Origin of the sequence: Leifsonia sp. NPDC056665 (genome assembly GCF_042791795.1) — a bacterium.
GTDB lineage: Bacteria > Actinomycetota > Actinomycetes > Actinomycetales > Microbacteriaceae > Leifsonia.
The window spans coordinates 49499-71999 of the sequence record NZ_JBHTXK010000003.1 but is presented as its reverse complement, the minus strand read 5'-3'; the positions used below and the strand labels follow the sequence as shown (position 1 = coordinate 71999).

The window sequence follows — 22501 nt, the reverse complement described above, 5'->3', positions numbered from 1 at the left end:
CACGCGCGCCGGCCATGACGCTGCGGCGTTTTCATGCGCGATCAGCAACCTGCGCGCAGCTTTCCGTCGAAACTGTCAAGAAATCGCCCGGACTTCGCAGTTAGGCTCGGATCGGAGCGCCGAATCGGCGCTCCGTCGAAGTGCCGCGAGCGCGGCCGATCGCACGACGGGAGGTTCGTCATGTCTCAATTCGTCCCGCAGTTCACTGCAGGAGCCATTGTCGGGGAGCCCGAGGTCGTCGAGGACGCCCGCTCCGTCCGCGAGGTCGCGACGCATCCCGCGTGGCTGCGGCTCAAGGAGGCGGCGACCGCCCTCCAGGCGCTGCAGGTCAAGGACGGCTCGGTCGAGCAGGAGTCCGACAAGCCGGCCGCCGCCGAGCTCACGGCGACGATCGTCGGCTCCATCGCGCAGCTCGCCACGTTCTTCCCGCACGACGCGGCCTATCTCGCCGCTCTGCAGCGCGACTTCGGCCGCTGGGCGGACGAGGGCTTCGGCGTGCCCGACTTCCTCGACGCGCTGAACGCGTTCCAGCCGCAGCAGCACCGCGTCGACGGCCTCGGCCACCTCGTGGTGTTCCCGATGTACACGCAGAACGGCAGCACGAACCGCCTCGTGGAGGCCGTGCTGGTCGAGGTCATCTGGCCCGAGTTCATCGCGGCGCTGGAGGCGGGCGACTACGGCAACAAGCTGTTCGTCGCGCTGCGCTTCGTGGACTTCACGCCCGGTTACGACACCAACTCGGCCGTGCTGTTCCCCGAGACGGTCGCGATGCGCGAGATCCCGTCGTTCACGTGGGGTGCGATCTTCCAGGACCGGGAGGCCGCCCGCTACCGCCGGGTCGTGCGCGCAGCCGCCGAGATCACCAAGCTCGACCTCCCGGCGGATGCCGCCCTCATGCTGGAGGACCAGCGGCTGACGGAGGAGACCTTCGTGATGTGGGACATCATCCACGACCGCTCCCACATGCGCGGCGACCTGCCCTTCGACCCGTTCATGATCAAGCAGCGGATGCCGTTCTTCCTCTACTCCCTGGAAGAACTGCGCTGCGACCTGACCGCGTTCCGCGAGTCCGTGCGGTTGGAGCGTGAGCTCGGCGCCCTTCCGGAGTCGGAGCTGTCGGAGCCGCAGAAGCAGATCCGCGACCACGCGAAACTGGTGCAGTACGCGGTGATCTTCGACCGGATCTTCCGGTTCGCGATCACCGGCAGCCGGATCCGCAACTACGACGGCCTCGGCGGGCAACTCCTCTTCGCCTGGCTGCACCAGCACGATGTCCTGCACTGGACCGACACCCAGCTCACCATCGACTGGGAGAACGTCCCCGACGTAGTCGTGGCCCTCTCGGACCGGATCAATGACCTCTACTGGAGGTCGATCGACCGGCCCAAGGTGGCGCACTGGCTCGCCGCGTACGAGATGCTCACCGAGACGCTGACCCCGAACCCGGCCTCGGCCTGGGCGCGCGGGCTCCCGGACGAGACCCTCGCGGGGCCGCCGAAGGGCTACACCGACGCTGTGCTGGATGACGAGTTCCCGCTGTCCATGTTCTACGAGGCGCTCAACAAGAAGATGGCCACCGTCATCGAATCCACCTCCGGCATCACCGGAACGACGGACGAGGCGTGACGGATCAGCACGGTTCGACGCCGGCGCGGTTCTCACCCGAAGGGACCGCGCCGGCGCCGGCGACAGGCGTCTCCGGGCGGCTCGTACTGATCGCCGGCGCGACCAGCGCGTCCGGCGAGGCGGTGGCGCGCGCGCTCACGGCGGCGGGCGCGACGGTGCTCGCGGTCGGCACCCGGCAGGAGTCGCTGGCGGCGCTGGCGGAGGCCGTCCCCGGCGTCGACACCCGGGTCTGCGACCTGGCCGACCGCGATGCGGTGGCCGAGCTGGCGATGCGCATCCACCTCAAGTTCGGCCGGGTCGACGGCCTGGTGCACCTGGTCGGCGGCTGGCGCGGCGGTGGCGGCATCGCCGGGCAGAGCGACGCGGACTGGGACTTCCTGGACCGCGGCTTCCAGACCCTGCGGAACACCACGCGCGTCTTCTACGACGATCTGGTGGCCTCCCCCGCCGGGCGGCTGGCCGTCGTGTCCTCCACGGCGGTCGACAAGCCATACGCGGGCGGCGCGAACTACGCGGCGGCCAAGGCGGCGGCCGACACGTGGACGCGCGCCGTCGCCCAGGGTCTCAGCAAGGAAGCGCCGCAGTCTGCGGCCGTCGTCTTCGTCGTCAAAACCCTCGCCGGCCTCGAGGCGCAACTCGCCGACGACGTCGTGCGCCTCTGGCGCACCGACGCCCCCACCCTCAACGGCACCCGCATCGCGCTCGACATTCGTGCCGAATAGTGGCTTTCGCGCGGCGAAAGGCGACATTCGGCACGAATTCGACCGCGCTCAGCGAATCTAGGATGGAACAGTGACGCTACAACTCCATGACCTCAACCTGCGCGGCTTCGCGTCGGACAACTACGCGGGCGTGCACCCGGAGATCCTCGACGCGATCGCCGCCGCCAACAACGGGCACCAGATCTCCTACGGCGAGGACGTCTACACCGAGCGCCTCCGCGAGGTGTTCGCCGAGCACTTCGGCGAGGGCGTGCAGGTCTTCCCGGTGTTCAACGGCACCGGCGCGAACGTGACCGGGCTGCAGTCGATGGTGCCGCGCTGGGGCGCCGTGATCTGCGCCAAGACCGCGCACATCAACACCGACGAGGCCGGCGCGCCCGAGAAGGTCGGCGGCCTCAAGCTGCTGCCGGTCGAGACCCCCGACGGCAAGCTGACCCCGGAGCTCATCGACCGGGAGGCCTGGGGCTGGGGCGACGAGCACCGCGCGCAGCCGCTGGTCGTGTCGATCACCCAGACCACCGAGCTCGGCACCGCGTACAGCGTCGAGGAGATCCGCGCGATCGCCGACCACGTGCACGCGCGCGGCATGAAGCTGCACATGGATGGCGCCCGCATCTCCAACGCGGCCGCCACCCTGGGCGTGCCATTCACGGAGTTCACCACCGACGCCGGCGTCGACGTGCTCAGCTTCGGCGGCACCAAGAACGGGATGCTGTACGGCGAGGCCGTCGTCGTCCTCAACCCGGCCGCGTCCGAGGGGCTGATCTACCTGCGCAAGCTCAACATGCAGCTCGCCTCGAAGATGCGGTTCATCTCCGCGCAGCTCATCGCGCTGCTGCACGACGACCTCTACCTGCGCTCGGCGTCGCACGCCAACGCGATGGCCACGCGGCTGCGCGGCGCGCTGGAGGCGGGGATCGCGGACGGCAGCATCAAGGGCGTCGGGTTCAGCCAGGCCACCGAGGCGAACGGCGTCTTCGCCACCCTCCCGGCCGGCGTCGCGGACCGGCTGCGGCAGCACTTCCGGTTCTACGACTGGGATGCGGCCCGGCACGAGGTGCGCTGGATGTGCTCCTTCGACACCACAGAGCAGGACATCGACGACTTCGTCGCGGCCCTGGTCGTCGAACTGGCGGCCTGACCGGCCCGACCCCCACTTTTGGGGACAGGCCGGGGTACAAAGATGTCCTCCATTTGGCCGACACATTTGATAGTCTCTAAGAGTCGACGGAGGAACCCGAATAATCCTCCAGCGATAACCCCGAAACGCATGCCGGGCTGTGTGGAGTAACCCTAGTATCCACACCGCCCGGCATCGTGGGTTAACGGTGTCGTATCAGCCGAACCTCATGAAACGTCAGGTCGCGGGGACCGGCACGCCGCCGCGCCAGGTCACCCGGACGACGTGGAGACCGCGGTAGACGGTCGCGTCATCCCAGGAGTGGAACAGCATCCAGTCCGTGCCCTTGAAGGTCACCAGGTCGGCGCCGCCGGGACCGAGGTAGCGGCCGCCGCTGCTCTTCGTCGACAGGATCGGGCCGTCGTGCTTCGTGTACGGACCGAGGAGGCTCGGCGCGGTGGCCGCGCCGGTCGCGTAGGCGTCGCCGCCGTAGTCGTTCGCCGAGTAGAGCAGCACGTAGGAGCCCGCGTGCTCCACGATCACGGGCGCCTCGACGAGATGGCCCTCCCACGGCTCGGTCTGCCTGATGAGCCTCGTCGCCGCGCCGACCAGCGCCGTTCCGTCGGCGGAGAGCCGCTGCACGTGGATCCAGGTGTCGAGCCCGCAGCAGTTGCCGTCGTTCTTCCACACCAGGTACCGCGTGCCGTCGTCCTCCGTGTACACGCTCGCGTCGATCGCGCCGCCCTCGTCGACCGGGCAGACCAGCGGTGTGGCGGCCGGCGACGTGAACGGACCGGCCGGGTCGGTCGCGAACGCTGCGCCGACGCACTGCCGTCCGCTGGCCGTGTCGGTCGCGGTGAAGTAGAGCGCGTAGCGCCCGCCCGCCAGCGCCGCCGGCCCGGGAGCCCAGGTCTTGCCCGGCGTCGCCCAGGACGGCAGCTCCGGGAGGGCGTCCGCGTCGCTCAGCGCCCAGTGCCGCATGTCGGCGGTCGACGCGAGCTGCACGTTCATCCCCGGTGCGTTCGTCGCGTATGCGTAGACGCGATCGCCGACCACGAGGGCGCCGGGATCCGGGAAGTCGCGGTCGAGCTGGAACGCGGCGGTCCTGGGCGTCGGGCTCGGAGCGGCGGCGCCCGCCGCGCATCCCGTCAGCGCACCGAGGGCCACCGCGACGGCGAGCGCCGAGGCCGCCGCCGTGCCGGCCTGCCTGCGGTTCACCCCTTGACCCCGCTGGTCGCGACGCTCTCCACGATCTGCTTCTGCGCGAAGAAGAACAGGATGAGCACCGGGACCGATGCGACGACCGCGCCCGCCATCACGATGGCGAAGTGCGTCGAGTAGGCGCCCTGGAGCTGCGAAAGCCCGGGCTGCAGCGTCAGGTTCTCCGGGCTCAGCAGCACGTACACCGGCCAGAGGAAGTCGTTCCAGTTGGCGAGGAAGCTCAGCACCGCAAGTGTCGCCAGCGCCGGCCGCGCCAGCGGGATCACGATCTGCAGGAAGATGCGGAGGTCGCCCGCGCCGTCGATCCGCGCGGCCTCCTCGATCTCCTGGGGCAGCCCGACGAAGAACTGCCGCAGGAAGAACACCCCGAACGCGCTCGCCGCCCCCGGGATGGTGATCGCCCAGATGGAGTCGAGCCAGCCCAGGTTCTGCACGATGAGGTAGTTCGGGATCAGGAAGATGACCGGGGGCACCAGCAGGGTCGCCACGATCAGCCCGAAGACGATGCGCTTGCCCACGAACTCCAGCCGAGCGAGCGCGTACGCGGCGAGCGAGGCGGTGACCAGGATGATCGCCGATTGGAGCGCCGCGGCGGCGAGGCTGTTGAGGAACCAGCGGAACACCGGCTGCTGCCCGTTCGCGATGGTCGCGTAGGCGTCGAACGCGAACGGGTTCGGCAGCGCCGAGTACGGGTTGCGGATGGCGTCGCCGTCCGTCTTGAACGACGTCAGCAGGATCCACACCAGCGGCAGGATCACGATGAGCGCGAGCACGATGAGGACCGCGTAGAGCACGCTCTTGCGGAGCGCCTGCTTCGGGGTCTGCTTGCGCCGCGCCGGGATGCGCCTGGGCTGCTCCGCTTCCGCGCCGGGCTGTCCGGGCCGGGAGGTGACGGTCGTCATGAGGCGCTCTTCTCTGCCCGCTCCCGCTGGAGGCGGAAGTTGACGATGCTGATGATGGCGAGGAACGCGAACAGCACGTAGCTCATGGCCGACGCGGCCGCCATGTTGTTCTGCGACAGGCCCTGGTCGGCGATGTACATGATCGCCGTGCGGGTCGCGTTGCCCGGGCCGCCCTTGGTGAGCAGGAACGACTGGCCGAACATGTTCGCGCTGGCCAGGATCGTGATGGTCACCACGAAGGTCATGACCTGCCGGAGGCCGGGGAGGGTGACGCTGACGAACTGCCGGAACGCGCCGGCCCCGTCGAGCGCGGCTGCCTCGTAGAGGTCGGGGCTGATCCCCTTGAGCCCGGCGAGGATGATGACGGTGTTGAAGCCCATCGTCCACCAGACGGTGACGCCGACCAGGGTGATCCAGGCCCACGGCACGTCGACCGTCCAAGGGAGGTTGTCGGGCAGCCCGAACATCCCGAGCACGTGGTTGACGATGCCCGACTGCGTGTCGAGCAGGTACTTCCAGATCACGCCGATGACGGCGACGCCCAGCACGTACGGCGCGAAGAAGATCGCGCGGAAGAACGAGCCCGCGCGGATGCGCTGGTTCAGCAGCACGGCGACCAGCAGCGGCACCAGGAGCAGGAAGGGCACGCTCGCGACGGTGAAGATGCCGGTGGCGAGCATGGACTGCCAGAAGTCGCCGGAGGTCGCGCTGCCCGGCGTGAACAGCTCGATGTAGTTCTTGAGCCCGACGAACGACTGCGTCGCGCGGAACGGGCTCCAGTTGGTGAGGCTGATCCACAGGCCGAAGACGGCGGGCGCCAGCACGAACACCAGGAACAGCACCAGGAACGGCGCGAGGAAGAGGTAGGCGACGCCCGTGCGACGACGGGTGCCCGGCCGCCCGGCCGCAGCGCGTGCGGGCCGGGTCGACCGGGCGGACCGCGCCGAGCCGCGCGGGCGGGGCGCCCCGGTCTCCCGGGGCGCCACCAGCGAGTCGGTGTCAGTTGCCATAGGTGTCTTTGTTCTGCTTGATCAGCGCGTCCGCCTTGGCTGCGGCGTCGTCGAGCGCCTGCTGCGGGCTCTTCTTGCCGGTGATCGCCTCGTTCACCGCGGTGGTGATCGTGGCCTCCACGCTGGTGATGCCCGGGGCCGTGGCCTCGTAGTGCGCGTAGGGCAGCTCGTCGAGGAACGGCTTCAGGGCCGGGTAGTCCTTGACCAGCGTCGGGTTGTCGCGCACCGAGTTCTTGGCGGGCAGCTCACCGGTCTTGGCCCAGCCTGCGGAGTTGTCGTTCATCCACTTGACGAAGGTCGCGGCCGCCGCGGTCTTGTTCTTGTCCTGCCCCTTGTTGTTCATGAACATCCAGTGGGTGGAGCTCGACCAGACCGCCTTCTGGGTGCCGATCTGCGGCACCGCGACGGCCTGCCAGTTCAGCTTGCCGAACGCGGTGTTCGTGGTCTGCCAGACGCCGTTCCAGTTGAACGCGGTCTTGCCGGCGATGAGGGCGTTGATGTTGCCGTCCTGGGCGACGTTCGCGGGGCTGTGGCCGTTCTTGATGAGGTCGGTCATCCAGGTCAGCGCCTTGACGCCGGCGTCGGAGTTGAAGGTCGCCTTGGTGACCGGCTTGTCGAACAGGTCGCCGCCGTACTGCCAGAGCAGGCTCTCGAACTCGAACGTGCCGGTGAACACGTAGCCGTCCACCCACTCGCCCTGCACGCCCGCCGTCTTGAGCTTGGCGAGGGCCGCCTCGTAGGAGGTCTTGTCGGCCGGGATCGAGCTCGGGTCGACGCCGGCCTTCTGGAGGACGTCCTTGTTCACGTAGAGCCCGAGCGGCGTCACGCTCCACGGCACCGCGTACTGGGCGCCGTTGTACTTGCCCGCGTCCATCAGTCCGGCCGGGAAGTCGCTCGCCGAGTAGCCGAGGGACTTGACGATCGAGTCGGCCTTCAGCACGAGACCCTGGGCCGCGTAGGTGGCGATGTCGTCGCCGTGGCCGACCGCGACGTCCGGACCCTTGCCGGCCTTGACCGCGAGCGGCATCTTCTGGCCGATGTCCGACCACTGCATCGGGACGTCCTTGACGACGATGTTCTTGTGCTCGGAGTTGAACTTGTCGATGAGCTTCGGCACGAGGACGGGGGCGGCGCCGCCGGTCCAGCCGTTCCAGAAGCTGATGGTCACCTTCGGGCCGGTGTAGTCGCCCGAGGAGACCTCGGAGCCGCCGGAACCCGAGTTGCTTCCGCACGCCGTGAGCGCGAGGCCGAGCCCCACCGTGACGGCGGCTGCGACCGCGCGCACCGCGAATCGCTTCTTCATGTGATCTCTCCCTTGAGTGCTCCCCGCAGCCGCTGAGACGCGGCGGTCTGCTCGAGGAGGGCCGATGGTGTTCCTGCATTTTTACAGCGCTAGATATTTGCTGTCAAGCGGTCGCGGATTTCCTCCGACGGTACACTCGTGCTCACCAGTGCCACGCCAGACAGGAGCCGACATGGCCGTTCGCTTGCAGGATGTCGCGGAGTACGCGGGCGTCTCGATGAAGACCGTCTCCAACGTCGTGCGCGACTATCCGCACGTCAGCGCCAAGATGCGCGAGCGTGTGCAGAAGGCCATCGACGAGCTCGGCTACCGGCCGAACGTCATGGGCCGCCGCCTCGCGACCGGGCGCACGGGACTGCTCGCCCTGGCCTTCGCCGACGTGCGCATCCCCTACTTCGCCGAGCTCGCCCGCGTCATCGCCGACGCGGCGGAGGAGCGCGGCTACCGCGTGCTGCTGGAGCAGACCGAGGGCACGCTGGACGGCGAGCGCGCGGTCGTCTCGGCCAGCGAGTCGGGCCTGGTCGACGGGATGCTGTTCCAGCCGAACCTGATGAACTCGACCGAGCTGGCGCAGAACCGTGCGGACATCCCGCTCGTCGTGCTGGGCGAGAACGCGGCGCCGCTCACCGTCGACCAGCTCATGGTGGACAACGTGGCGGCGGCGCGCACGGCGACGGCGCACGTGATCGCGCACGGCCGGCGCCGGATCGGCTTCGTCGGCCACGAGGCCGGCGGCCTGACCAGGACCTCCACCCTGCGCATCGCGGGCTACCAGCAGGCGCTCGAGGAGGCCGGGATCACGCCGGACCCGAGCCTGCTGATCTCGACGACGGCCATCAGCGCGTCGAGCGCGGTCGACGCCGTGGGGGCGGCACTCGACGCCGGGCTGAAGTTCGACGGGCTGGTCTGCCGCGACGACCTCGCCGCGATCGGCGCGCTGCGCGCCCTCCAGGAGCGGGGCGTGCGGGCGCCGGAGGACGTGGTGGTGACCGGCTGGGACGACATCCCGATGACCAGGGTCACGTACCCGTCGCTGACCTCCATCGCCCCTGACTTGCCTGCGCTGGCGTCCCGCGCGATGGACATGCTGCTGGAGCGCATCGGCGGCTACGAGGGCATGGGGCGGCACGAGCTGGTGCCGTACACCCTCGTGACCCGGGAGAGCGCTCCCGCGGTTTTCTGACTTTACAGCGCTGGATAGTTGCGCCATGCTTGGGGCGTGCTCGACTCCATCTCCACCAGACACCGCTCGTCCGGCGACGCCCTGCGCGCCAGCGACCAGGACGGCAGCCACCCGCGTCCGCAGCTGATCCGCCCCGCCTGGCTCGACCTCGGCGGCGCCTGGACCTTCGCCTTCGACGACGACGACCGCGGCCACGCCGAGCACTGGGAGCGCCGCGGCGAACTGCCAGGACGCATCATGGTTCCGTATCCGGCGGAGTCGCCGGCCTCGGGGGTCGGCGACACCGGCTTCCACCCGGTCGTCTGGTACGCGCGCCGCATCGCGGTGGACGACCTCCCCGACGGTGAGCGGACGCTGCTGCACTTCGGCGCCGTCGACTACCGGTGCGAGGTCTGGATCGACGGGCGGCTGGCGGGGCGCCACGAGGGGGGCCAGACCCCGTTCACGTTCGACATCACCGACCTGATCGAGGGCGACGAGCTCACGATCACCGTCCGCGCCGAGGACGACCCGTTCGATGTCTCCCAGCCGCGCGGCAAGCAGGACTGGCGCGAGCGCCCGCACTCGATCTGGTACCACCGGACCACCGGGATCTGGCAGCCGGTCTGGCTGGAGCGCGTCCCCGCCCTCCATGTGACCCAGGTGCACTGGAGCAGCGACATCCACCGCGGCATCGTGACCGCCGACCTCCGCTTCGCCCAGCGCCTCCCCGAGGGATCGCGCGTGCGGCTGGAGCTGGCTCACGGCGAGCAGTCGCTGGCGTCGGTGGAGGTCGTCGTCTCCGGCACGCGCGCCGAACTGGTCGTCCCGGTCGCCCGCCAGCAGAACGGCCAGGCCTACGAGGAGCTGCTGTGGTCACCGCAGCGCCCGACGCTGATCGACGCCACCATCGCGGTGACGGCGGGCGGCGCGGCCGGCGACGTCGTGCGCTCCTACCTCGGCCTGCGCTCGATCGCGGTCGAGAACGGGCAGTACCTGCTCAACGACCGTCCGCTGTATCTGCGGTCGGTGCTCAACCAGGGCTACTGGCCGCAGTCGCACTCGGCGGCCCCCGACTCGGAGGGGTTGCGCCGCGAGGCCGAGCTGATCCTCGAGCTGGGCTTCAACGCAGCCCGGCTGCACCAGAAGTACGAGGACCCGCGCTTCCTGTACTGGGCCGACCGGCTCGGCCTCCTGATCTGGGCCGAGGCGCCGGCCGCCTACGCCTTCGACGCCGACGCGGTCGAACGGACGATGGCCGAGTGGATCACCATCCTCGACCGCGACAGGTCGCATCCATCGATCGTGACCTGGGTGCCGCTCAACGAGAGCTGGGGCGTGCAGCACCTCGCGCACGACAAGCGGATGGTCGCCTACGCCAAGGCGCTCGTGCACACCACCAAGACGCTCGACCCGACCCGTCCCGTAGTGTCCAACGACGGCTGGGAGCACGTGGAGTCGGACATCCTGAGCATCCACGACTACGACGCCGACCCCGACGCCGTGCGCGAGCGCTACCGTTCGCGCGAGCACATCCTCGGCTCGTCGCACACCTTCCCCGGGCGACGGCTCGTGGTGGACGGCGCGCAGCGGCTGGACGTGCCGATCATGCTCACCGAGTTCGGCGGCATCTCGTATGTCGAGCGGCCGAGCGAGGACGCCTGGGGCTACTCGTCCGCCGCGACCCCCGACCAGTTCGCCGACCGGCTCGACGCGCTGTTCGACGCCGTGCGCGCCAGCGCAGGGCTCGCCGGCTTCTGCTACACCCAGCTCGCCGACACCGGCCAGGAGACCAACGGCCTCGTGTTCGAGGACCGGCGGCCGAAGGTCCCGCTCGCGCGCATCCGCCGGGCGGTGACCGGCCTGGAGGCCTGAAGCACCATCCATCCAGACGAAGGAGTCTTCATGCGCACCACCACGACCGTCGCGCTCGCGATCGCCGCCACCGTCGCACTGCTGCCGTTCGCCCCCGCGACTGCCGCGGAGCCGGGAGCGTCACCGGGAGGCCCGCCAGGGGTGTCGGCCTCCGCGCGCCCCACGACGCCGGGGAGCTACCGGAACCCGATGACGCTGCAGCTCCCCTCGGGTGAGACCGCGGCGAGCTGCGCCGACCCGTCCGTGGTCCACGGGGCCACGAACGGCGACTCGGACTGGTATCTGTACTGCACCACCGACGCGCTCAGCGCGACCGAGAAAGCCGCCGACGGTTCGCTCCTGATGCACAACGTCCCGATGTACCGGTCCGCCGACCTCACGCACTGGACCTACGCGGGCGACGCCTTCCCGCAGAAGCCTTCATGGCTCGGCGCGAACGGGTCGATGTGGGCGCCGGACGTCGTCTTCCGCAACGGCAGATACTACCTCTACTACGCGGCGTCCGACTCGGCGCTGCCCGGCGGCGGCTCTGCGGTCGGCGTCGCGACCAGCAGCAGCCCGACCGGGCCGTGGACCGACACCGGGAATCCGGTCGTCGCCCCGCAGGCCCACCCGTCGAACCCGGGCGCGCGCCGCTGGGAGTTCGACCCGGAGGTCATCACCACCGGCGGCAGCAGCTACCTCTACTTCGGCAGCTACTTCGGCGGCGTCTTCGCCCGCAAGCTCAGCGCCGACGGGCTGAGCTCCATCGCCTCCGCCGAGACGCCGATCGCGATCGACAACCGCTACGAGGGCACGAACATCGTGCAGCACGACGGCTGGTTCTACTTCCTCGGCTCGGCCACGAACTGCTGCGCGGGTCCGCTGACCGGCTACAGCGTGTTCGCCGCGCGGTCGCGGAGCCCGCTCGGGCCGTTCGTCGACCGGGACGGCGTGCCGATCCTCGCGAACCGCGTCGGCGGCACCCCCGTGCTCGCGCAGAACGGCAACCGCTGGGTCGGCGCAGGGCACACTGCCGTGGTCACCGACTTCGGCGGCCAGGACTGGATGGTGTACCACGCGATCGACAGGAACGACCCGTATTACGCGGGCGACGTCGGCTACACGAAGCGCCCGGTGCTCATCGACCCGCTCGACTGGCATGGCGGCTGGCCGACCGTGCGCGCCGGAGCCGGACCGTCCGACTCCGCCATACCCGGCCCGGCCGCACAACCCGGTCAGCGGACGGCCTACAAGCCGGCGTACGCTCCCGACCCGCGCCCCGGCCGCCCCGACCTGTCGCGCTCGACCGAGTTCGACGGGAGCGCGCTCGGCACGAACTGGAGCTGGGTGCGCCAGCCCGACCCGTCCACCTACGCGGTGAAGGGCGGGGCGCTGACGTGGCAGACGCAGGCGGCCGACCTCCAGCCTCCCGCCACCCCGCTCGCGTCGGTGCTCACCGAGTCGGCGCCCACCGGCGACTACGTCGCGGAGACGAAGGTCTCGATGAACACGCCGAACGACGGCAGCGTGCACAACTATGTGCAGGGCGGCCTCGTCGTCTACGGGGACGACGGCAACTACGTGCGGCTCACGTCGAACAGCATCTGGGACACCAGGCAGACCGAGTTCGGCAAGCACGTCTCCCCGGTGCCGGCCGGCTACCCGAGCTACGGGAACGGCGTCGTCGGACCGGTCGCGGACTGGACGTACCTGCGCATCGTGCACCGCGCCCAGCAGGGGACGGACACGTACACGGCGTACACCAGCGTCGACGGCCAGACGTGGGACCGCGGCGACACCTGGACGGCCGACCTGGGCGCGCATCCCCGGATCGGGCTGATCTCATTGGGCGGCGCGGGGTATGCCAGCAGCTTCGACTACGTGCACGTCAGCGCGCTGGCGGGTCAGCAGTAGGAGGGACTCAGCCGGAGCGCTCCGTCCAGTACGCGTACTGCGACGCGGGGCGGAAGCCCAGCCCGGAGTAGAGGGAGTGGGCGGCCGCGTTGTCCGCGAGCACCTGGAGCCACAAGTGCCGGACACCGCGGCCGCCCGCTGCGTCCGCGAGGGCCACGGCGAGCGCGCGGGCGAGGCCGCGGCGGCGGGCGGCCGGGAGGGTGGCGACCGCGTAGAGGCCGGCCCAGTCGCCGGCGAGGGCGAGGCGCGCGACGGCGTCGGGGGACCCGGAGGTGCCGGCCCAGGCGTAGAGGGCAGGGGCGGCGCTCAGGATTTTGGCGACGATGTCGCGCTCGGCGTCGCCGCCACGGCCGTCGACAGCCCACCAGGTGGCGAGCCAGTCGGGTGGCGGGGTGTCGGCGGTGGAGATGGGGGCGGAGGTGTCTCGGGCCCTCGCGGCCACCACCTCCGCCCGGTCGGCCACGAGGATGTCGGTGCGCGAGTGCTCCCGGTACTCCCGGGCCGCGAGTGCGGCCACCAGATCAGACGACGTCGCCGGGCTCACCTGGAACACCGCGGGCAGGCCGCGCTCCCGGTACCAGCGCTCGGCCCGCTCGATCGCGGCCTCCACGTCCGGCACCTCGCCGCAGGTCAGCACCGAGTTGGCGCGGTTGGTGACGCCGTCCGCGGCCCGCAGCGTCCAGCCTCCCAGCTCTTCGCGCTCCAGCGCCGGCCAGCCACGGTCGGCGAGGCGGTCGAGGTCGGCGGGCTCCGGCAGGCGCATCCGTCGAATGTATCCCGCTGCCGCCGCGCGCCGCGGAGGCGTACCGTGCCTCCCATGACCGACACGAAGGACGCCGCGCCCGCAGCCGGCGCCGAGCCGTTCCCCGCCGCGGAGATCGCCGGCCTCAAGGCCAAGACCGTGGCGCACGTCGTCCACTACCGCCGGAAGACCTACGTCACGCTGCCGTCCGAGGGGTACGCCCTCCTGAAGCGCGTGCGGACCCTGCTGCGCGACGGCACCACCGACCTCGTCCCGCTGGTGCACCGCGACGGCTTCGTGTGGCTGGCGATCGGCCCGAACATCCCGATCGCGGTGGACGAGGTGGAGACCGACACCGGCGAGAGCGAGAAGCACACCCTCAAGCGGCTCGGGCTTCGCTGACCGGCGGGCGTCGACCGGTCGATTGGACCTACTGCGGGCGCTGAGGCCGGGGCTATGCTGACGCCGTGAGCGCAGACGCCGGCTTCGCACCCCGCACCGCCCGACACGACGGAACGCGCACCCGGACGCGTCGCCGCGTCGCCGCCGCACTCGTCGGGGTGGCCGTGCTGGGCCTCCTGACCGGCTGCGACCTGCTGGCCCCGCAGGACACCACGTACATCCAGGAGACCGCGGACGGCGTGAACGGCGACATCGGGCCGATCTTCATCGGCAACGCGGTGCTGCTCACCGCGCAGGCGTCCTCCCCCGTCAGCCTGGTCGCAACCCTCGTCAACCAGGGCGACTCGAGCGAAGAGGTGCGCATCGTGACGACGGCCGGGTCCGAGACGGTGACGGTGAAGCCCTCCGAGTCGGTGCAGCTCGGCACCCCCGACGGCCAGACGGTCACCTTCGACGGCCTCGACGCGAAGCCGGGCGCGCTGGAGCCGGTGACGTTCCAGACCAGCACGATGACGGAGACGCTGAACGTGCCGGTGCTGGACGGCTCGCTGCCGCAGTACCAGGACCTGGTGCCCTGAGCGGCCCTGCGCCCGCGAATTACCACCCCAACTGGGGCGGCGCCGCACCCGTTTCCTGAGAACTCCATCACCTCCAACCGGCGATGACCCAGCGGGGAGGCCGTAGGTTGGAGCGTCAGCCAACGAGGAGGTCGCGTGTCGCAGCAGGTTCAGGAGGAGTCTCTCCAGCTTCGGGGGACGCTCTTCGACGGGGACGAGCGCACCGACGTCGGGTCGCTCGCCGAGCTCATGGACGAGCTGCAGACCTCGACCGGGTTCGGTTACCTCGAGATCCAGGACCCCGACCGGCTGCAGCTCGCCGAGCTCGCCGACCGGCTCGGCGCGCACGACCTCGTCCACCCGCCCGCGTCGGCCTCCGCCGGGCACATGCCGATGGTCGCCGGCGAGCACGTGCGCCTCTCCACTCACCGGGTGCAGCTCGAGGAGCCGACGTTCCAGCTCGTCGTCGCGGACCTCCACATCTACGTGCTGCCGCGGCTGCTGATCCTCGACCACGACGGCGACTTCGACTTCGAGCCGCTTCGGGCGCGCCTCGCCACCGAGAAGCGGCACCGTGACCAGGGCGTCGGCTGGCTGCTGTGGATCGTCCTCGACCAGCTGCTCGGCGAAGCCGGCGCGGCCCTCAACGCGCCGGACGACGAACTCGACGACATCGAGGACATCCTGCTCGCCCCCGGCGCGAAACCCGCCGTGATCCAGAACCGGGTGTACCAGCTCCGCAAGTCGGCCTCCCGCCTGCGCCGCTGCCTCCTTCCGCTGCGCGACGCGGTGGACGCCCTGCTGCGCCGCGAGGCGGACTGCGTCAGCACGGGGCTGTTCCCGCTGTTCCAGGGCCTCTACGACCGCGGCGTGCACCACGTCGAGTGGGCGGACTCGCTGCGCGACCTGGTCACGGCGCTGTCGGACACGCAGATCGCGATGGAGGGCAACCGGCTCAACGTGATCATGAAGAAGGTGACGAGCTGGGCGGCGATCATCGCGGTCCCCGCGGCGGTCACGGGCTTCTACGGGCAGAACCTCCCGTACCCGGGGTTCAACACGATGGGCGGTCTGTGGACGTCGACGCTGTTGATGGTCGTCGGGTGCGGCGGGCTCTACATGACGTTCAAGCGCAAGGACTGGCTGTAGGGGCCGCTCCCGGGTTCGGGGACACGTCACCGAATTCTGGAATACCTTCCCAGGTCGATGTGTTCACATGTTTATAGCTGGGCAATGGAGCCTCGTGATCCTGTTTCCACCCTCGAGGAGTCCCACCCCATGTCGCTGACCGACACCGTCACCCGTACCGCCGACACGTCCTTCCCGCTGCTGCCCGTGCTCGCCGAGCGCTGGAGCCCCCGCGCCTTCGACACCGAAGCCGCGATCGACGAGGACAAGCTGACCGCCGCCCTGGAGGCCGCCCGCTGGTCGCCGTCCGCCAACAACTCGCAGCCGTGGCGGTTCATCGTCGCGCGCCGCGGCAGCGAGGCGTTCGACGCCATCGTCGCCAACCTGATGGGCTTCAATCAGATGTGGGCCGGCGCCGCCGGGGCGCTCGTCGTCGCACTCGCCGAGGCCGTCGACGCCGAGGGCAACGAGCGCCGTTGGGCCACCTATGACGTCGGCCAGGCCGTCGCGCACTTCAGCGTCCAGGCCCACCACGACGGCCTCCACACCCACCAGATGGGCGGCTTCGACCCCGCCGGGATCCGCGCGGCGTTCGGCGTCGAGGAGCGGTTCGTGCCGGTCTCCGTCACCGCCGTCGGCATGCTCGGCGACGTGGACGCACTGCCCGAGCCGCTGCGCGAGCGCGAGCTCGCCCCGCGCACCCGCAACGCGCTGAACGACGTCCTCCTCGTCAACTCCTAGACATGCTCGAAGGGCACGTCGTTGTCACTTTCCGCATGGAAAAGTGACAACGACGTGCCCTTCGGCGTTCCAGGCTAGGGGCGGACGAGGGTTTTGATCGCGCGGCGCTCGTCCATCGCGGCGTAGGCTTCGGCGATCTCGGAGAGCGGCAGCTCGAGGTCGAAGACCTTGCCGGGCTCGATCGCGCCCGACCAGACGTCCTGCAGCAGCTCCTCCACGTAGTTGCGGACGGGAGCGACGCCGCCGTTCACGCCGACGTTCGTGTTGAAGAGGGTGCGGATGGGCAGCTCGGCGCCGCCGTTCGGGACGCCCACGTAGCCGACCATCCCGCCGGGACGGGCCGACCGGATGGCCTGGTCCATCGACTCCTTGGTGCCGACGGCCTCCAGGACGCAGTCCGGTCCGATGCCGTCGAAGAGCTCCTTGACGGCCGCGATGCCCTCATCGCCGCGCTCGGCGACGATGTCGGTCGCGCCGAACTCGCGGGCGAGCGCCTGGCGCGACTCGTGCCGTGACATGGCGACGATGCGGGAGGCTCCGAGGCGCTTGGACGCGAGCACGGCGCACAGGCCGACCGCGCCGTCGCCGACCACGACGACCGTGCTGCCCTCGGTGACGCCGGCGGAGACGGCGGCGTGGTGGCCGGTACCCATCACGTCCGACAGGGTCAGCAGGCTCGGGATGAGCTCCGCCCGCGGGTACTCCGGCGTCGCGACGAGCGAGCCGTCGGCGTGCGGGACGCGCACCTTCTGGCCCTGGCCGCCGTCGGCGAAGCCGCCGACCTGGTCGTCGGCGCCCCACCAGCCGCCGTGCAGGCAGGAGGTGCTGACGCCGTTCTTGCAGTTCTCGCAGGTCATGTCGCAGTCGTAGAACGGGGCGATCACGAAGTCGCCGACCGAGATCGTGCTCACCTCGGAGCCGACCTCCTCCACGACACCGACGAACTCGTGGCCGATGCGGCGCGGGGAGGCGGTGGGGGTGACGCCGCGGTACGGCCACAGGTCGGACCCGCAGACGCAGGCCGCCACGACGCGCACGATGGCGTCGCCACCGGTCGAGAGGACGGGGTCGGGGACTTCTTCGAGGCGCACATCGCGCTCTCCGTGGATGATGGTCGCAAGCATGCCTCCCAGCCTACGCGCGGCAGGTGAATACCCCCTCTCTGCGGGCCAGAGGAGCGCCCGGTGGATGCCCTAAGCTCGCATCCGTGCTCCGCGGAAACCCCCGCCGCGACGAGCCGAGGAAGGATCGCCCGTGCCCGAGGTATCGCGACGTGCCGTGATGGCGCTGCGCATGCTCGTGCTCGGGGCGTCCGAGCGGGGCGCCGGCGATCTGCGGGCCGTTCGGCTGCGTCCCGTCGAGCCCGTGGAGACGGCGCCCGAGCTGCCGGCGACGTCCTCCGCCGTCCTCCCGGGCGCGGTGACGCTGAGGCCTTCGACCGCCGCCGACGAGCCGTTCCTCCGGCGCGTCTTCCGGGATGCACGACGCTGGGAGCTCCCGGGAGCAGAGGGCGCAGAGCTCGATCCGGCGCTCGGACCGAAATACCGCGCGCACTCGGCCGACCGTCGCGACCGCTACCCCGACGCCGAGACCTCCGTCGTCCTGGAGGGCGGGGAGCCGGTCGGCATCGTCACGCTCCACGACGAGCACGGCCGCACGCACGTCGTGGAGCTGGCCGTGCTCGCCGAGCACCGCGGCCACGGCATCGCCTCCCGCGTGCTGACCGGGCTGCTCGCCTCCCACCGCCGGCTCACGGTCACGGTGTGGGAGCAGAACCGCGCCGCCCAACGGCTGTACGAGCGGCACGGCTTCGCGGTCGTCGCCGAGCAGTTCGGCTACCTGCTGATGGCGACGGAGGCCGACCGCTGACGGCCGGCCCCGGCACCGGCGGCTAGGCCTGCTCCTCCCGGACCGGCGCGACGGCCAGCCGCTCGCCGGACGGGTCCAGGTCGACCCGCACCGTGTCCCCGTCGCGGATCTCGCCCGCGAGCAGCTCGGTGGCGAGCCGGTCCTCGATCTCGCGCTGCATCAGCCGGCGCAGCGGACGCGCCCCGTAGATCGGGTCGTAGCCGCGCTCGGCCAGCCAGCGCCGTGCGTCCGGGGTGACCGCCAGCTCCAGCCGGCGCTCCTCCAGCCGCCGCATCAGGCGGTCGATGTTGAGCTCCACGATCTCGCCGAGCTCCTCCTGGGTGAGGGTCGAGAACACCACGATGTCGTCCAGCCGGTTGACGAACTCCGGCTTGAACGCCTGCCGCACCATCTGCAGTACGGCCTCCTCGCGCTCCATCTCGTTCAGGGTCGGGTCGACCAGGTGCTGGCTGCCCAGGTTGGAGGTCAGGATCAGGATGGTGTTACGGAAGTCCACCGTGCGGCCCTGGCCGTCGGTGAGGCGGCCGTCGTCCAGCACCTGCAGCAGCACGTCGAAGACCTCGGGGTGCGCCTTCTCCACCTCGTCCAGCAGGATGACCGAGTACGGGCGCCGCCGCACGGCCTCCGTGAGCTGGCCGCCCTGTTCGTAACCGACGTAGCCGGGAGGGGCGCCGACGAGCCGCGAGACGGAGAACTTCTCCCCGTACTCGCTCATGTCGATGCGCACCATCGCCTTCTCATCGTCGAACAGGAACCCGGCGAGCGCCTTCGCCAGCTCGGTCTTGCCGACGCCGGTCGGGCCGAGGAAGAGGAACGACCCGGTCGGGCGGCCGGGGTCGGAGATGCCCGCCCTGGTGCGCCGCACCGCGTCGGCGACCGCCTGCACGGCCTTCTTCTGGCCGATGATGCGGCGGCCGAGCTCGTGCTCCAGGTTCAGCAGCTTCTCGGTCTCGCCCTGGGTGAGCCTGTCCACCGGGATGCCGGTCCAGGCGGCTACGACCGCGGCGATGTCGTCGGCGGTCACCTGCTCGTTCACCATCCGCGGGTGGCTGTGCTCGGCCTGCTCGGCCTCGGCCAGCTCGCGCTCGATGCTCGGGATGGTCTCGTACTCGATCTTGGAGGCCTCCTGGTAGCGGCCGTCGCGCAGCGCGAGGTCGCGGTGGGTCTTCGCCTCCTCGAGCTGCGACCGCAGCGCGCCGACGCGGTTGAGCGCGGCCTTCTCGGCGCGCCAGCGCTCCTGGAGCTCTTCGAGGATGTCCTCCTGCTCGTGGAGGCGCTGGCGGAGCTGCTCCAGGCGGTCCTTGCTGGCGTCGTCCTTCTCCTTCTTGAGCGCGAACTCCTCCAGCTTCATGCGCTCCACCTGGCGCTGGAGGGTGTCGATCTCGACCGGGGCGGAGTCGATCTCCATCTTGAGCCGGCTGGCGGCCTCGTCGATCAGGTCGATCGCCTTGTCCGGGAGCTGTCGCGCGGTGATGTAGCGGTTCGAGAGGGAGGCCGCGGCGACCAGGGCCGAGTCCTCGATGGTGACGCCGTGATGCGCCTCGTAGCGGCCCTTCAGACCGCGCAGGATGGCGACGGTGTCCTCCACGCTGGGCTCGCCGACGTAGACCTGCTGGAAGCGGCGCTCCAGAGCGGCGTCCTTCTCGATGAACTCGCGGTACTCGTTGAGCGTGGTGGCGCCGATCAGCCGCAGCTCGCCGCGGGCCAGCATCGGCTTCAGCATGTTGGAGGCCGCGACCGAGCCCTCCCCACCGCCGGCGCCCATCAGGATGTGCAGTTCGTCGACGAAGGTGATGATCTCGCCCTCGGCGTCGTTGATCTCCTTGAGGACGGCCTTCAACCGCTCCTCGAACTGGCCGCGGTACATCGCGCCGGCGACCAGGGCGGAGAGGTCGAGCGTGACGAGCTGTTTGCCCTTGAGCGAGTCGGCGACGTCGCCGGCGACGATGCGCTGGGCCAGGCCCTCCACGACCGCGGTCTTGCCGACGCCGGGCTCGCCGATGAGCACCGGGTTGTTCTTGGTGCGCCGGGTCAGCACCTGGCTGACGCGGCGGATCTCGGCGTCCCGCCCGATGACCGGGTCGAGCTTGCCGCTCTTCGCGATCTCGGTGAGGTTGATGCCGTACTGTTCGAGCGCGCTCTTCGCGTCCTCCTGCGTGGAGGGGGCGCCCTGCATGTTCGCCATGCTGGTGGGTTTCCTTTCGAAGTCCTGTGACAAAGTTGAGTCTACTAGGCTCAACTTTGAATCGGCCAGAGGCATTCCGATGCGACTACCCTGACTCCCATGATCGACCCGTTGGACGCGCGAGTGGTACTGCTCGACGGCCAGACCGCGGCGACGCTCGCCCAAGTCCTGCCGCTGCTGCTGCTGACGCTCATGGTCGAACTGCGGCGGGTGGAGGTCCACCGGCGCGGGCGCATCCGGCTCACGCGCACACTGCTCGCACTGTTCTTCATCGTGTTCGGGATCGTGGAGCTGGTGCTGGTGATGTCGATCGACGGAACGTTCATCCCGTTCGAGTGGACCGACCTGTTGCTGGCGCTGCTGATCTTCGGACTGCTCGGGCTGCTGTTCGGGCTGTCCCTGCTGGACGCGCCCGGTGCGCGAAGGCGCGCCCGCGACGACGCGCGCTCCGAGCACCCGCGCACCTGAGCCGCCGAAGGGCACGTCGTTGTCACTTTCGCGGGCGACAAGTGACAACGACGTGCCCCTCGGGTCAGGACGTCAGCTGCGGTTGGCGGGGGTGTCGGGGGTGTCGGGGGGGGAGTCCTCCGTTGGCTGCGGGCGCCGCCGCGTGAGGAGGAGGATGACGACGCCGATCACGGCGAGCGCCACGATGCCGATGGCGATGCCGATGACCAGGCCGAGGTCGTTGCCGGAGGAGGCCTTGGTGGGCACGGCCGTGGACACGGTGGAGGTCGGCGCGGGCGCGGCGGCGCCGGGGGTCGCGACGGCATTCGACCGGGCGCAGCGGGAGGCGGCGCTGCCGGGCGCGGCGGCCGTCCCGGCCGGCGGCTGGTACGTGAAGCCGTACGAACCCGACACCGTGTGGCCGTCCGCCGAGACGACCTGCCAGTCCACCGTGTACCCGCCGGCGACGCCGAGCGCCACCGGGGCCGAGACCGCGGTGTCGAGGATGGTCGGGCATCCCGTCTCGTAGTGCTTGCCTGACGCGTCGGTGACCCGGAGGATCGCCGACGACCCGTTGCCGCCCAGGTCGAGCACTCGGTCGTTGAACGTCAGCTTCACCTGGGTCAGCGGCTCGGTCTGCGTCGCACCGCTCGCGGGCGACGTGTCCACCAGGTAGTCGTGGGCGCTCGCGGCGACGGACGGCGCCAGCGCCAGCGCGACCGTCGCCAGGAGGCCGCCGACCCCGGCGAGCACGCGTGTCGTCATCCTCGTCATGTCACTGCTCCTTCTGGGCCGTCCGCGGCCGTCTGGTCGCCGCGAACACGGCGACGACGAGCGCGATTGCCCCCAGCGCGAGGCCGCCGATACCGAGGCCGATGGCGACCGCCGCGGCGCCGGGCGAGGCGGCGGCGCTGGAGGGCGACGTCGCGCCGGAGGTGGCGAGCACGCTCGACGCGGAGCCGTCCGCGGCAGGTGGCGCGTCATTGATGTAGACCGTCGGCGCGGGGTGCTCCGGCTCGGCGCCGGAGGCCGGCGTCTTCTGGTCCCAGTTCACGACCGTGCCGTCCGAGTAGTACTGGTGGACAGGGAGGACGATGCTGCCGGTGTCGGGGATCGCGCCCGCCGAGATCACGAACTGCTGGAACTGGCCCGGCGCTACCTGGACGCCGGACGCGGCGGTCCAGATGACCTTGACCGGAGCCTCCGTGACTGTGCCGTCGTCGGTCTTGATAGGCGTGGCCAGCTTCTCGGTGACCACCTGCGTGCTCCAGCCGGCGATGGGCTGGTAGGCGACGGAGCCGAGCGGGGTGCTGGTCGGGAGGTCGACCTCCAGCTTGACGGTGCTCGCGGACGCGGACTCGGTGGGGACCTTGAAGGTGAGCGTCGGATAGCTGCCCGGCGCGGCCTGGTTCGGTCCCACGGTGACGTGCGCGCTGGCGGCGAGCGGCGACGCCAGGGCGAGGGCGATGGCGGCGATCGAGGCGGCGCCGGCGATGCCCCAGGTGCGGGTGCGAGCGGTGCGGGTGCGGGCGGTGCGGATGCGCGCGTGCGTGCGCGCGGGAGTGCTGTTCATGGGTTCGTCCGGTTTCTCGG

The 22501-nt window shown here is 70.5% G+C and carries 21 protein-coding genes; 12 read left to right on the top strand and 9 right to left on the bottom strand.

From position 1 onward, the window contains the following. Window positions 1-180: 180 nt before the first annotated feature. From ACFQ9V_RS04655 to ACFQ9V_RS04645, 3 genes are all read left to right on the top strand, one after another. On the top strand, window positions 181-1626 hold the full coding sequence (locus ACFQ9V_RS04655; protein ID WP_382457999.1) for a DUF6421 family protein: 1446 nt from the start codon (window positions 181-183) through the stop codon (window positions 1624-1626). A gap of 86 nt (window positions 1627-1712) precedes the next feature. Further along, window positions 1713-2348 (top strand): SDR family NAD(P)-dependent oxidoreductase, encoded by a 636-nt coding sequence (locus ACFQ9V_RS04650; RefSeq protein ID WP_382458178.1) that lies wholly within the window; start codon window positions 1713-1715, stop codon window positions 2346-2348. A 70-nt stretch (window positions 2349-2418) separates the two neighbouring features. Then, window positions 2419-3489, top strand: coding sequence for a threonine aldolase family protein (locus ACFQ9V_RS04645; protein WP_382457998.1), 1071 nt, complete (start codon window positions 2419-2421; stop codon window positions 3487-3489). Between the two features lie 216 nt (window positions 3490-3705). Here ACFQ9V_RS04645 and ACFQ9V_RS04640 read toward each other — a convergent pair whose 3' ends face one another. The 4 genes from ACFQ9V_RS04640 to ACFQ9V_RS04625 are packed head-to-tail and all read right to left on the bottom strand — an operon-like array spanning window position 3706 to window position 7904. Further along, window positions 3706-4686 (bottom strand): glycoside hydrolase family 43 protein, encoded by a 981-nt coding sequence (locus ACFQ9V_RS04640; protein WP_382457997.1) that lies wholly within the window; start codon window positions 4684-4686, stop codon window positions 3706-3708. Continuing rightward, a complete protein-coding gene (locus ACFQ9V_RS04635) occupies window positions 4683-5591 on the bottom strand; it encodes a carbohydrate ABC transporter permease (protein WP_382457996.1) in 909 nt (302 codons plus the stop codon). The genes ACFQ9V_RS04640 and ACFQ9V_RS04635 overlap by 4 nt, the downstream gene beginning before the upstream one ends. Further along, window positions 5588-6601 carry a carbohydrate ABC transporter permease gene (locus tag ACFQ9V_RS04630; RefSeq protein WP_382457995.1) on the bottom strand — a complete coding sequence of 338 codons (1014 nt, stop codon included), beginning with the start codon at window positions 6599-6601 and terminating at the stop codon, window positions 5588-5590. The genes ACFQ9V_RS04635 and ACFQ9V_RS04630 overlap by 4 nt, the downstream gene beginning before the upstream one ends. Then, window positions 6591-7904 (bottom strand): ABC transporter substrate-binding protein, encoded by a 1314-nt coding sequence (locus ACFQ9V_RS04625; protein WP_382457994.1) that lies wholly within the window; start codon window positions 7902-7904, stop codon window positions 6591-6593. Before ACFQ9V_RS04625 ends, ACFQ9V_RS04630 begins: the two co-directional genes overlap by 11 nt. A gap of 172 nt (window positions 7905-8076) precedes the next feature. Between ACFQ9V_RS04625 and ACFQ9V_RS04620 the strand changes: the two genes are divergently transcribed. From ACFQ9V_RS04620 to ACFQ9V_RS04610, 3 genes are read left to right on the top strand one after another with little or no spacing between them, the layout of a single operon-like run. Beyond that, on the top strand, window positions 8077-9087 hold the full coding sequence (locus tag ACFQ9V_RS04620) for a LacI family DNA-binding transcriptional regulator (protein WP_382457993.1): 1011 nt from the start codon (window positions 8077-8079) through the stop codon (window positions 9085-9087). 36 nt (window positions 9088-9123) lie between these two features. Further along, entirely contained in the window at window positions 9124-10941 is a 1818-nt protein-coding gene (locus ACFQ9V_RS04615; protein WP_382457992.1) for a glycoside hydrolase family 2 protein, read from the top strand. Between the two features lie 30 nt (window positions 10942-10971). Beyond that, entirely contained in the window at window positions 10972-12837 is a 1866-nt protein-coding gene (locus ACFQ9V_RS04610; protein ID WP_382457991.1) for a family 43 glycosylhydrolase, read from the top strand. A 7-nt stretch (window positions 12838-12844) separates the two neighbouring features. Here ACFQ9V_RS04610 and ACFQ9V_RS04605 read toward each other — a convergent pair whose 3' ends face one another. After that, the gene (locus tag ACFQ9V_RS04605; RefSeq protein WP_382457990.1) at window positions 12845-13600 is read right to left on the bottom strand and encodes a GNAT family N-acetyltransferase; all 756 of its coding nucleotides are present in this window, start codon (window positions 13598-13600) and stop codon (window positions 12845-12847) included. Between the two features lie 54 nt (window positions 13601-13654). Between ACFQ9V_RS04605 and ACFQ9V_RS04600 the strand changes: the two genes are divergently transcribed. The 4 genes from ACFQ9V_RS04600 (at window position 13655) to ACFQ9V_RS04585 (ending at window position 16407) form a co-directional block, all read left to right on the top strand. Then, window positions 13655-13981, top strand: a complete 327-nt coding sequence (locus tag ACFQ9V_RS04600) for a hypothetical protein (protein WP_382457989.1) — start codon at window positions 13655-13657, stop codon at window positions 13979-13981. A 65-nt stretch (window positions 13982-14046) separates the two neighbouring features. Then, entirely contained in the window at window positions 14047-14559 is a 513-nt protein-coding gene (locus ACFQ9V_RS04595) for a hypothetical protein (protein ID WP_382457988.1), read from the top strand. A gap of 135 nt (window positions 14560-14694) precedes the next feature. Then, window positions 14695-15687, top strand: a complete 993-nt coding sequence (locus ACFQ9V_RS04590) for a CorA family divalent cation transporter (RefSeq protein ID WP_382457987.1) — start codon at window positions 14695-14697, stop codon at window positions 15685-15687. Window positions 15688-15816: 129 nt separating this feature from the next. Further along, window positions 15817-16407, top strand: coding sequence for a nitroreductase family protein (locus ACFQ9V_RS04585; protein ID WP_382457986.1), 591 nt, complete (start codon window positions 15817-15819; stop codon window positions 16405-16407). A 74-nt stretch (window positions 16408-16481) separates the two neighbouring features. Here ACFQ9V_RS04585 and ACFQ9V_RS04580 read toward each other — a convergent pair whose 3' ends face one another. Next, the gene (locus ACFQ9V_RS04580) at window positions 16482-17531 is read right to left on the bottom strand and encodes a zinc-dependent alcohol dehydrogenase family protein (RefSeq protein WP_370055083.1); all 1050 of its coding nucleotides are present in this window, start codon (window positions 17529-17531) and stop codon (window positions 16482-16484) included. A gap of 130 nt (window positions 17532-17661) precedes the next feature. Here ACFQ9V_RS04580 and ACFQ9V_RS04575 point away from each other — a divergent pair, with 130 nt between their 5' ends. Next, window positions 17662-18276 (top strand): GNAT family N-acetyltransferase, encoded by a 615-nt coding sequence (locus ACFQ9V_RS04575; RefSeq protein WP_382457985.1) that lies wholly within the window; start codon window positions 17662-17664, stop codon window positions 18274-18276. A gap of 22 nt (window positions 18277-18298) precedes the next feature. On the opposite strand, the gene ACFQ9V_RS04570 is transcribed toward ACFQ9V_RS04575, so the two are convergent. After that, entirely contained in the window at window positions 18299-20461 is a 2163-nt protein-coding gene (locus tag ACFQ9V_RS04570; protein WP_382457984.1) for an ATP-dependent Clp protease ATP-binding subunit, read from the bottom strand. Between the two features lie 99 nt (window positions 20462-20560). On the opposite strand from ACFQ9V_RS04570, the gene ACFQ9V_RS04565 reads away from it, so the two are divergent. After that, complete coding sequence (locus tag ACFQ9V_RS04565; RefSeq protein WP_382457983.1) at window positions 20561-20929, top strand: hypothetical protein; 369 nt, start codon at window positions 20561-20563, stop codon at window positions 20927-20929. Window positions 20930-21001: 72 nt separating this feature from the next. Here ACFQ9V_RS04565 and ACFQ9V_RS04560 read toward each other — a convergent pair whose 3' ends face one another. Both ACFQ9V_RS04560 and ACFQ9V_RS04555 read right to left on the bottom strand, forming a co-directional pair. Beyond that, window positions 21002-21682 (bottom strand): copper resistance protein CopC, encoded by a 681-nt coding sequence (locus ACFQ9V_RS04560; RefSeq protein WP_382457982.1) that lies wholly within the window; start codon window positions 21680-21682, stop codon window positions 21002-21004. A 1-nt stretch (window position 21683) separates the two neighbouring features. After that, a complete protein-coding gene (locus tag ACFQ9V_RS04555; RefSeq protein WP_382457981.1) occupies window positions 21684-22481 on the bottom strand; it encodes a YcnI family protein in 798 nt (265 codons plus the stop codon). Window positions 22482-22501: the final 20 nt, after the last annotated feature.

Coding starts and splice junctions, on each gene's coding strand:
- ACFQ9V_RS04655 (WP_382457999.1), top strand. CDS start 181: ATGTCTCAATTCGTCCCGCAGTTCACTGCAGGAGCCATTGTCGGGGAG.
- ACFQ9V_RS04635 (WP_382457996.1), bottom strand. CDS start 5,591: ATGACGACCGTCACCTCCCGGCCCGGACAGCCCGGCGCGGAAGCGGAG.
- ACFQ9V_RS04630 (WP_382457995.1), bottom strand. CDS start 6,601: ATGGCAACTGACACCGACTCGCTGGTGGCGCCCCGGGAGACCGGGGCG.
- ACFQ9V_RS04625 (WP_382457994.1), bottom strand. CDS start 7,904: ATGAAGAAGCGATTCGCGGTGCGCGCGGTCGCAGCCGCCGTCACGGTG.
- ACFQ9V_RS04620 (WP_382457993.1), top strand. CDS start 8,077: ATGGCCGTTCGCTTGCAGGATGTCGCGGAGTACGCGGGCGTCTCGATG.
- ACFQ9V_RS04610 (WP_382457991.1), top strand. CDS start 10,972: ATGCGCACCACCACGACCGTCGCGCTCGCGATCGCCGCCACCGTCGCA.
- ACFQ9V_RS04605 (WP_382457990.1), bottom strand. CDS start 13,600: ATGCGCCTGCCGGAGCCCGCCGACCTCGACCGCCTCGCCGACCGTGGC.
- ACFQ9V_RS04600 (WP_382457989.1), top strand. CDS start 13,655: ATGACCGACACGAAGGACGCCGCGCCCGCAGCCGGCGCCGAGCCGTTC.
- ACFQ9V_RS04585 (WP_382457986.1), top strand. CDS start 15,817: ATGTCGCTGACCGACACCGTCACCCGTACCGCCGACACGTCCTTCCCG.
- ACFQ9V_RS04580 (WP_370055083.1), bottom strand. CDS start 17,531: ATGCTTGCGACCATCATCCACGGAGAGCGCGATGTGCGCCTCGAAGAA.
- ACFQ9V_RS04570 (WP_382457984.1), bottom strand. CDS start 20,461: ATGGCGAACATGCAGGGCGCCCCCTCCACGCAGGAGGACGCGAAGAGC.
- ACFQ9V_RS04565 (WP_382457983.1), top strand. CDS start 20,561: ATGATCGACCCGTTGGACGCGCGAGTGGTACTGCTCGACGGCCAGACC.
- ACFQ9V_RS04560 (WP_382457982.1), bottom strand. CDS start 21,682: ATGACGAGGATGACGACACGCGTGCTCGCCGGGGTCGGCGGCCTCCTG.
- ACFQ9V_RS04555 (WP_382457981.1), bottom strand. CDS start 22,481: ATGAACAGCACTCCCGCGCGCACGCACGCGCGCATCCGCACCGCCCGC.